This window comes from Donghicola sp. XS_ASV15 (assembly GCF_041224595.1).
Classification (GTDB): Bacteria; Pseudomonadota; Alphaproteobacteria; order Rhodobacterales; family Rhodobacteraceae; genus Donghicola.
Genome location: NZ_JBGFGN010000008.1, coordinates 1 through 2951, shown reverse-complemented (window position 1 = coordinate 2951; position 2951 = coordinate 1). Strand labels below are relative to the sequence as shown.

The following is a 2951-nucleotide window of genomic DNA, read 5'->3' as shown; positions in this document are numbered from 1 at the left end:
AACCTCACAGAATTGGCCTGACGGCCAATGCGCCTTGGACCGGGCTTGCTATATGAGGGCCGCACGCTCCAAGGCGCTCGCCCCAAACTGGCCGACTTTTGCTCCGCCACAATGGCCGAATTTTACTCCGCCGTTGACAATATAATATAACTAGTCCGCTAAGCGGAAAGAAGGCACCGGTTATGCGCCTCTTTCAGCCAAAACCTCATCCTCACTTACGCAAAAGCAGAGGCCTTTGCGGACGAACCACTCTTGCTTAGGAGAGCCAAATGAAACGATCCCTTTTGCTTGCACTATTGATGACTGGAACAGCCGTTCCGGCATTGGCGAATGACGGCGTCCTAGACGTTGTTGCCCCCTTCGAAATCAAAGGTGCTGATCCGATCACGTCAGGCAATATCCTGCTAAAGATGGATGTGGTTGAAACCTTGGTCGATGCAAAGGCTGACGGCACCTTGGTTCCCGGCTTGGCAACCGACTGGAGCGTTTCAAGCGACGGCTTGACTTGGTCTTTCACCCTACGCGATGGCGTCACGTTCCACGATGGCAGCGCAATGGACGGCCCCGCCGTCGCCGAGACCCTCAATTGGTCGCGAGGCAATGGGGGCTTGCTCGCAAAAACCCCAGTCGAAGGGATTGAAGGCGACGGGCTGACAGTAACGATGACACTGTCAGAGCCCTTTGCCATGTTGCCCGCTATGCTCGTGGAGTACCGTTCGGCCATCATTGCACCTTCTTCAATTCAGGATGGTGCTGTGTCCGAAGTGGTTGGGACCGGACCTTACCGCGTGACCGAGTTCTCTCCGCCGACCAACATGCAGCTTGACGCCTATGACGGGTACTGGGGAGACCAAGCTGCGATTGAGAAAGCAGCATACCACGGTGTGAGCCGCGCAGAAACGCGCGCTTTGATGGCCGAGTCCGGGGATGCGGACATCACCCTGTCGCTCGATCCCGCATCCTACACACGTTTGGAAAATGCCGACGGGCTGAACGTCGTCTCGGCGGCGATCCCTCGTGTTCTCATGCTGAAAGTAAACGGCCAAACCTATGATGCGGCAACACGCAAGGGGCTGTCGCTTGCCATTGATCGCGCAGGTATCGCCAAAGCGGTCTTGCGCTATGACACCGGGGCAACCCAAATGTTCCCCCCGGGTATGGCCGGCTGGCATGACGACGCGCTGGAACCTTTGAGCTATGACCCAGAGGCCGCCAAGGCCGCACTTGCTGACGCAGGGTGGGAACTGAACTCTGATGGAGTTCTAGAGCGTGATGGCACTCCGATGGAAATTGAAATCCTGACCTATCCCGATCGGCCCGAGCTGCCGCTGGTCGCTGCTGTACTGGAGCAAGCTTTTGCCGCCGTGGGGGCGAAGCCTGTGATCAACTCCACCAACTTTTCCGAGATCCCAGCCAAGCATAACGACGGCACTCTGTCGACGGCACTGTTCGCCCGCAACTTTGCGCTGGTTCCTGATCCGGTTGGAACCCTGCTGCAAGACTACGCGCCCGGCGGTGACTGGGGTGCAATGGGTTGGGTGAATGAGACATTTACCTCGCAGGTCAAAGCGATGGCTGCTGGCACCGCTCCTGATGGTACGCGAGAGGAGTTGGTCGCCACCCTACAAGCAGAGCTGCCAGTGCTGCCGATCGCTTGGTACCAGCTTAACATGGCTGTCTCTGACGAAGTGGACGGCGTGGTTGTCGACCCGTTCGAACGAACTCTCGGCTTGTCCCGCGTGACTTGGGCCGGAGAATAAACGAGTACCCGAATAATGTTGAAATCAGTTTCAGGCGCCCTGTTGTGGCGCCTGGCGCAGGCGGTGGTGGTTGCCATCCTCGTCGGCGTATTGAGCTTTGCAATGATGCAAGCCCTACCCGGTGATATGATATTTCGGATCGCGGCTGCGCGCTTTGGCTATGACAATGTCACCGTCGAAAACGCGGAACTTGTCCGCAGCCAAATCGGGGACCCCGCAGGGATTGCTGCGTTCCTTGGCTGGCTTTCCGGTGTGTTCCAAGGTGACCTTGGGGTGTCACTGGTCACAGGCGAAGCGGTCCATAGTGAAATCGCGCACCAATTTGGCGCCACGGCGCAACTAGCGGGAATAGCGATCATTTTGTCGCTGCTGATTGGCCCACCCTTGGGACTTTGGGCAGGCTTGCATCCGGGTGGTCTGTTTGATCGTGCGACGGTGGTCTTGGCCTCGATCTTCAAAGCGACGCCTCAATTTCTATTGGGTCTTGTTCTGATCGTTTTATTCGCGACCACCTTCCGCCTGCTTCCTGCCGCTGGCCATGGAGAGGTCCGTCATTTGATCCTGCCGGGACTGACGCTGGCCATTGGTCTGGCTGCGAACACAACGCGGATCACACGCGAAGCTGTGGTCCAAGCGAAGTCCTCGGACTGGTGGCGCTTTGCACGTTGGAAAGGGCTGTCAGAGGGTCAAGTGGTGGTGCGCCACGGACTGCGCCACGTTGCGGTACCAGTGCTGACATTGATTGCGGCGCAGTTCGTTGCGTTGATGGAAGGGGTTGTTGTGGTTGAAACAATCTTTGGCTGGCCGGGGATCGGTCACGCGCTGGTTCATGCTGTGTTTCACCGCGATGTGCCAATGGTCCAAGGCACCGCACTTGTGATGGGGCTTGCCTTTGTCTTGGTCAATGCGCTGGCAGATATCGCCGCGCGTCTGCTTGATCCGCGCGAGGTTGCACGATGACCGATCTAAGCACGCCTATTGCACCTACAAAAGTCATGCGTGGCCGCCCAATCGGGATCGTTATTCTAGCGGTCGTGCTGGGTTTTGCCTTTGGGTGTGAACGGCGGAGCAATACTCGGCCACGGTAGCGACGGCATAGTGTTGTCGCGGGCGGCGTAAAAGTCGTCCACTTTTGCCCTTTCGGATTTCGGGAGGGCTTGGGGATATACACCGTGGACTTGTATTTGAAGG

2 protein-coding genes are annotated in these 2951 nt (G+C 57.6%); both read left to right on the top strand.

Going from position 1 to position 2951, the window contains the following annotated elements:
- The first annotated feature begins 269 nt into the window (after window positions 1-269).
- Window positions 270-1760 carry an ABC transporter substrate-binding protein gene (locus AB9K37_RS00070; protein ID WP_369835045.1) on the top strand — a complete coding sequence of 497 codons (1491 nt, stop codon included), beginning with the start codon at window positions 270-272 and terminating at the stop codon, window positions 1758-1760.
- A gap of 15 nt (window positions 1761-1775) precedes the next feature.
- Window positions 1776-2720: an ABC transporter permease gene (locus AB9K37_RS00065; protein WP_369835044.1), complete on the top strand. Its 945-nt coding sequence runs from the start codon at window positions 1776-1778 to the stop codon at window positions 2718-2720.
- Window positions 2721-2951: the final 231 nt, after the last annotated feature.

Excerpts from the sequence above, each read along its gene's own strand:
- AB9K37_RS00065 (WP_369835044.1), top strand. The coding sequence starts at position 1,776 with ATGTTGAAATCAGTTTCAGGCGCCCTGTTGTGGCGCCTGGCGCAGGCG.
- AB9K37_RS00070 (WP_369835045.1), top strand. The coding sequence starts at position 270 with ATGAAACGATCCCTTTTGCTTGCACTATTGATGACTGGAACAGCCGTT.